Source organism: Neisseria sp. P0009.S007 (assembly GCF_051962515.1).
This window is the reverse complement of record NZ_JBQCVF010000122.1, coordinates 1-5,739: the sequence shown is the minus strand read 5'-3', so window position 1 is coordinate 5,739 and position 5,739 is coordinate 1. Positions and strand designations below refer to the sequence as shown.

The 5,739-nt window shown below is 40.4% G+C and carries 8 protein-coding genes and 1 pseudogene; 6 read left to right on the top strand and 3 right to left on the bottom strand.

Annotation, left to right across the window (positions count from 1 at the left end; all coding sequences use genetic code 11):
* The 5 genes and pseudogenes from ACTHS3_RS09990 to ACTHS3_RS09970 form a co-directional block, all read left to right on the top strand.
* On the top strand, nucleotides 1–567 hold a 567-nt coding region (locus ACTHS3_RS09990; protein WP_347271901.1), incomplete at its 5' end, for an RHS repeat domain-containing protein.
* Between the two features lie 12 nt (nucleotides 568–579).
* A pseudogene (locus ACTHS3_RS09985) lies at nucleotides 580–924 on the top strand (RHS repeat-associated core domain-containing protein); the annotation flags it as partial.
* An 18-nt stretch (nucleotides 925–942) separates the two neighbouring features.
* Nucleotides 943–1,206: a hypothetical protein gene (locus ACTHS3_RS09980; protein WP_141744544.1), complete on the top strand. Its 264-nt coding sequence runs from the start codon at nucleotides 943–945 to the stop codon at nucleotides 1,204–1,206.
* Between the two features lie 5 nt (nucleotides 1,207–1,211).
* The gene (locus tag ACTHS3_RS09975; protein ID WP_079453688.1) at nucleotides 1,212–1,607 is read left to right on the top strand and encodes a pentapeptide repeat-containing protein; all 396 of its coding nucleotides are present in this window, start codon (nucleotides 1,212–1,214) and stop codon (nucleotides 1,605–1,607) included.
* A 459-nt stretch (nucleotides 1,608–2,066) separates the two neighbouring features.
* Entirely contained in the window at nucleotides 2,067–2,549 is a 483-nt protein-coding gene (locus tag ACTHS3_RS09970) for a hypothetical protein (RefSeq protein WP_004520529.1), read from the top strand.
* A gap of 948 nt (nucleotides 2,550–3,497) precedes the next feature.
* Here the strand turns inward: ACTHS3_RS09970 and ACTHS3_RS09965 are convergent.
* Nucleotides 3,498–3,632, bottom strand: a complete 135-nt coding sequence (locus ACTHS3_RS09965) for a hypothetical protein (RefSeq protein ID WP_004520532.1) — start codon at nucleotides 3,630–3,632, stop codon at nucleotides 3,498–3,500.
* A 79-nt stretch (nucleotides 3,633–3,711) separates the two neighbouring features.
* Here ACTHS3_RS09965 and ACTHS3_RS09960 point away from each other — a divergent pair, with 79 nt between their 5' ends.
* A complete protein-coding gene (locus ACTHS3_RS09960) occupies nucleotides 3,712–4,140 on the top strand; it encodes a LysR family transcriptional regulator (protein ID WP_004520533.1) in 429 nt (142 codons plus the stop codon).
* Nucleotides 4,141–4,214: 74 nt separating this feature from the next.
* On the opposite strand, the gene ACTHS3_RS09955 is transcribed toward ACTHS3_RS09960, so the two are convergent.
* Nucleotides 4,215–5,255, bottom strand: coding sequence for an LLM class flavin-dependent oxidoreductase (locus ACTHS3_RS09955; RefSeq protein ID WP_004520534.1), 1,041 nt, complete (start codon nucleotides 5,253–5,255; stop codon nucleotides 4,215–4,217).
* Nucleotides 5,256–5,266: 11 nt separating this feature from the next.
* Entirely contained in the window at nucleotides 5,267–5,557 is a 291-nt protein-coding gene (locus ACTHS3_RS09950; protein ID WP_004520535.1) for a hypothetical protein, read from the bottom strand.
* Between the last annotated feature and the right edge of the window lie 182 nt (nucleotides 5,558–5,739).

Here is a 5,739-nt window from a genome sequence, read left to right as displayed (position 1 = left end):
AACGGCAGCAGCTATTACTACGACGACCTCGGCAACCTGATCCACCGCGAACTGGCCGACGGCGAAGTGCAGAACTACTTCTACGATCTGCACGACCAACTGGTTAAAGCCGAAATCTTTAAAAAAGACGGTACGAAAGAAACTTGGGTGTACAGCTACGACGCCTTGGGCAGAAGGATAGGCAAAGGCTGTTTGAAAAACGAAGAAGTTTCAGAAACATCATTCCAGCATGATTTAAGCGGGAACGACCTCGAAAACCAAACCCGCTTCGTTTGGGACGGCAGCCACCTCTTGCAAGAAATCCACCCGAACGGCAGATATACCTATATCTACACCGATCCCGACAGCTACGAACCCTTGGCACAGGTACACAACCACACCAATGCCGAGGGCGAAAGCCGCCAACAAATCTACTACTTCCACTGCGACCAAATCGGCATCCCAAGAGAGATGACCGATAAGGACGGTAACCTCTTGTGGTTCGACAACTACACCGGCTGGTGCCTTCTGAAAGAGGAAACCAAGGTAACGGATAGCGCATACCAACCATTCCGATTACAGAACTAGTATTGCGACCGTGAAACGGGGTTGCATTACAACTTCTTCAGGTATTATGAGCCTGATGTGGGTCGGTTTGTAAATCAGGATCCGATTGGGTTGGGAGGTGGAAGTAACTTTTATCAATTTTCGACAAATATACAAAATATGATGGATCCTTGGGGATTAAATGCTGTTAGCATATCCAAAGGGGCATTGTCTATGATTGTAATTGATACAATGACTCCAGACCCCACTGATGCGGCATTGCCTAAATGGATTGCATATGGGGGCTTGGAGCTGCCGCAACAGGTGTCGTTGCATCATCGGAGAGCGATACATGTACAGGAAAATGCCAAGAAGAAAAAAAACGTAAGAAATGTTTAGATGCAATAGCAGACAACAATGGTTACAGCGAAAACATCTTATCTAACATTACAAAAAAGTGTTTCCATCCCTGCTGCTGCGAGATACACAGCATTGATTGAAAAAGGTAGTATTGCCCCTCCAGTTAAAATGGATGGAAATACTATTGTAGATGGTAACCATAGAATGGTAGCCGGATTATTGTGTAATCAAATACCTGCCAGTACACCAGGAACTGCTCCATTATCTAAACCAAGAATACCTTTGAGAGATATACAACTAGACCCTATAGATTGGTGGTAATAAAAATGATATCAAATGACATTCAAGAATTACTTAAAAATATTACAAAGTCTCTAATTAAAATCGAAACAAAAGAATTAGATGTCTTAATTTCTAGACAGTTAATCCATATGGATAATATTGATTTTCACAGATACGAAATATCCCATAGGGAAATTGGAAGTCTTAAATTTTTTTTCTGTTCATTTCGTGGCGCTTTCATAAGCTATAGTTCCTTTACTAATTGTAATTTTATTAATTGTTCTTTTATTACGGCAATAGTTTGTAATACAAAATTTACTAATTGCACATTTATTAATTGTGTATTCAGATCAATGCATATACAAGATAATTTAATATCTAATTGCTCTTTTCAAAACTGCTATATAGAAGATAATATATTTTCTACAAATGAAATATAATTTATTACAATGTTGAACAAGGCATCCGAGCCGCCTTTTAGGCGGCAACAGCAGTAATTGCCTCTAGAGGCCATAAGGAGTATGTAGCAAACCAGAATCAGAGAAAACTGACCCCTGCTATTGTCCGCCAGGTACTTGTGGAATTGTTTATCTGAGGACACATCCTAAAACTGGCGAAAAATATGTAGGCCGAGCCAAATCCTCAATAAGATATTTTGCCAGGCAAAGAGAACATAATAGAGCATTCAGAGCAACTCACAGGTTTACCTTACTTGGGCAAACTAAATCTGGTCAATGTCTAGACCGATTGGAAGAAGATCACATTAGATTACAAGGCGGTATCAAGAGTCGAGGAGGACCTTTGGCCAATAAACGTCATCAGATGTCTGAACCTCGCTACCGTGCAGCAGGTGGAAAAATTCCCATGCCTTATTGAATTACAGAAAGGAACTTTAAAAAATGGCAAGAAAAAAACAGAAATGGCAGGTAGGCGATTATTTTGGCATTCCCATAGAAGATGATTTTTTAGCTGTTGGACAGATTCTTGGAAAATATGATTGGATAGGTGTAGCCTGCTTAATTACCAAAATGAAAATTTCCTCAAAAAACCTTCCTTTATATGAAGATATAAAAATAGATAAAAACGATATTATTGCTGCTATGTTTATTACTGAAGAATCGTTAGATAAAGGATTCTGGCCAATTATTCAAAAAGGTATAGTAAATAAAAATATACTGAAGCAATATTTTCCTAATATTGACTTAATTGAACAAGGAAATATTATTGGTATTAATACCGAAGGTTCAGCTATTATTGATGGTTTTATTAAAGCTTATTTTAGTCTAGCACCTTGGGATGACTGGCATGACCCCGAATACCTTGATAAACTTCTTATTTCTCCCGACAAAAAACCTGAAAATCTCATCTATAAGAACAAATGATCTATTCCAACTCAAAGCTTGTCCTGAAAGTAAAATGCTTCGTACTATTTGAAAAGCCTTCACGTAGCTTTCCAAATCTCGGTGTTAACGATGGCTTTATTTTGATTTCAGTTTGAGCAAGTTTTTTTTTAGATCGATCGTATTAGTTGTCTCAAGTTACAAGGATGGTTCAGCTTTTTTTGGTATAAACCCTCCGGGTACGACTGAAGCGGAAGCCTTAAGAAAATGTTAAGAACGAAGAAATTTACAATGTCTAAATTCTAATAGACAGGAGGCCGTCTGATATTCAGATGGCCTTTATAAATTAGCTATATGCTATGAGTTGAAGGTACTTAGTATCGTAATAAGTTTTCTACCCTCAACCCTACTACTACTCAATAATTAAGTGGTAGAGTTACAGCCAAATCTCTCTTAAAACCTATTGATTTTATACTAAAAATTGGAGTACTATGAGCACACTCTCTTGAGTACCATTAATTCTCATTTGACATATAGGAACAAAACAGCGGAATTTGTAGAAGAATAGGGAAAAGGAAATTAATTTATATTATGTTAAATTCATAACTCTACGATTTTAGTCTGCTAACTCCTGTTTCTTCAGTAGTACAATTACTTATATAAGCGCAAATCGACGCTGCCATCACAGTGGTTCAAACCTGGAATCGCAAAGAAACGGGAGAACTCTTCTGCGCCTTCGGCGTTATAAAGTAATACGTCATCGACCCTTTGGAAAGCACGATATTGCGTGCGTTTGGCTCGGCGGTTTGTGAATCTGTCAGTTTCCAACCGCGCCAACCTTCTTGGTTGATACCGCTATCGTAGAACCAGCCATTATAAATAGTTCGCCATGGCTATTTTTCGGACCACCGATGTAAAACAAAAAAAAACAGTCCGCAACTTCACTTTAAAGTTGCGGACTGTTTTTTTGTTTGGACTAGATTGAATGAATTAACCCAAGCTAGCTACTTTTTTCAACAACGCATCTGCCGCTAAAATTCCAAGATTATTTGATGCCAGCGGGCTGTCGCCAGTTAGCACATTACGATCTTTGTTTACTTGGCCGGTAATGTCTTCATTCAACACTTTGATGCAGTATAACCCTAGTATTCTGACTTAAAAATTAATAAAATAAGAATAAACTATTCTGAAAAAAGGAATAATAGTGAATAAACTAGAAGCCCTTCGCTATTTTTGCTCCGCTGCCGAAACCTTTAATTTTCGTGAAACCGCCCAGCGGCTCGCCGTTTCGCCTCAAGTCGTCACAAGAATGATCGCCGATCTCGAAGCCTTATTAGGTGAAAGTTTGTTCAAACGTAACACGCGAAACATCAAGCTCACTGAATTTGGCGAACAATTTTTGCCGAAAGCGACGCAATATTTGGCGGAAAGCGAACGGCTATTTGCTAAAAACAATGTAAAAGAAAAAGCAATGCAAGGTGTGGTACACCCTGCCGCCAATGCTTATAACGATGAAATTCTGTTTGAATTATTGACCGCACTTGAGCCCTACTCCGACATTGTGATTGATTGGCGGGTGGGAATTGATAAGCTCAAAAGTGTGGATGACCAAGCGAGTGGTGTGGGTGTATAACAAGTTGAAGGAGATGTTATTGTCGAAAATGGTTTAGGCATAAAACATGGCGAGATGATCTCGCCATGTTTTTATCACGATTGCTTATCCACAATCGATTTTAACATCGTATAAGATTGGGCTTGTTTTTGTTCATCAAAAATATAACTCACCGCCATAATTTCATCAAAATGTACCCGTTCACGCAGTTGCTTGAGTTGAAATTCCACACTTTCAGGACTACCGATAAGCGAACAAGCAGTCATTTGTTCCACTACGGCACGCTCTTGATTGTAAATCGGGATTTCCTCAAAATCGACTGGGCCAAAGTGTGGTTTCTTTTGGGCATGCATTTGGGCTTTCCAAACGTCTTCTTCTGACGCCATCGGTGGTTGTAAATTTTGTTGCGCATTAGTCACTATATTTAAGAAAAATAGTGTTTGTGTCGTCGCGAGTTGTCTCGCTTCGTTATCGGTTTCTGCAACAATCGCGTTCACACCTAAGATGACATAAGGTTCAGCAAGATAGGTAGAAGGTTTGAAGTTTTTGCGGTAAATCTCCACTGCCATTTCCATCATACGTGGCGCAAAGTGTGAAGCAAATGCATAAGGCAAGCCAAGTTCTGCCGCAAGATAGGCACTTTCAGTGCTAGATCCTAAAATATAAAACGGTATATTCAAGCCGGCAGAAGGATATGCAGAAACAGGGTTAGAATCTTTAAAGTAACCGCGAAGTTCCGCAATTTCCGCAGGGAAATCCAGACTTTTTCGTCCTCGACGAAGTGCCGCAGCCGTTTGCATATCAGTTCCTGGCGCACGTCCTAAACCGAGTTCAACACGGTTTGGATAAAGCGTCTCCAGTGTGCCATATTGCTCGGCCACCACATAAGGCGAATGATTCGGTAACATCACGCCGCCCGAGCCAACGCGCAAGGTCTTCGTATTGGCTAGCGTATGTTGAATTAAAAGTGCGGTCGCTGAACTCACCAAATTTTTCATATTATGATGCTCAGCAATCCAATAGCGCTCAATGCCAATGCGCTCCGCGTGTTTTGCAAGATTCACCATCGAATCGACCGCTTGCAAATAAGTTTGCCCTTCACGAACGGGGGCAAGATTGAGAATGGAAAGTTTCATGGTGTTACTCCTTATTGATTGAGCAAAGTGAAATCCAACATCACTTTCCCAATATGCGTGCCTTTGTCCATTTCTATATGGGCTTTTGCTACGTATTTAAAATCAAATACTTGATGAATAATCGGTTTGCCGATTTCACCATTGCCGAGTTTTTCCCAGAGCTCGTTGCATAAGGATTGGGTGATTTCTGCCTTAATAAAATCAATGCCCATTTCTGACAGTTTTTGTACTACCTGCACCGATTCGCTTTCGTCAAAACCGCCTTTTTGGAAGTCCGCCGAATTGAGTTTTACGCCTACCAAGAAATCTTTATCAAGACCGCAGCCGTCTGAAACATTGATAGACCGGTTACTGATATCCGCTTTCTGCTACTTTTGTCCATTTTGCCAATGTCTGCTTCATCTGTGCCTGAGGGATGAAGCGGGCCATCCGTTCTACTTCCTTGCCTTGATAAAACAGCAGCCATGCAGGTACGGTCAGCACG

Excerpts from the sequence above, each read along its gene's own strand:
- ACTHS3_RS09955 (WP_004520534.1), bottom strand. The coding sequence starts at position 5,255 with ATGAAACTTTCCATTCTCAATCTTGCCCCCGTTCGTGAAGGGCAAACT.
- ACTHS3_RS09975 (WP_079453688.1), top strand. The coding sequence starts at position 1,212 with ATGATATCAAATGACATTCAAGAATTACTTAAAAATATTACAAAGTCT.
- ACTHS3_RS09970 (WP_004520529.1), top strand. The coding sequence starts at position 2,067 with ATGGCAAGAAAAAAACAGAAATGGCAGGTAGGCGATTATTTTGGCATT.
- ACTHS3_RS09980 (WP_141744544.1), top strand. The coding sequence starts at position 943 with ATGGTTACAGCGAAAACATCTTATCTAACATTACAAAAAAGTGTTTCC.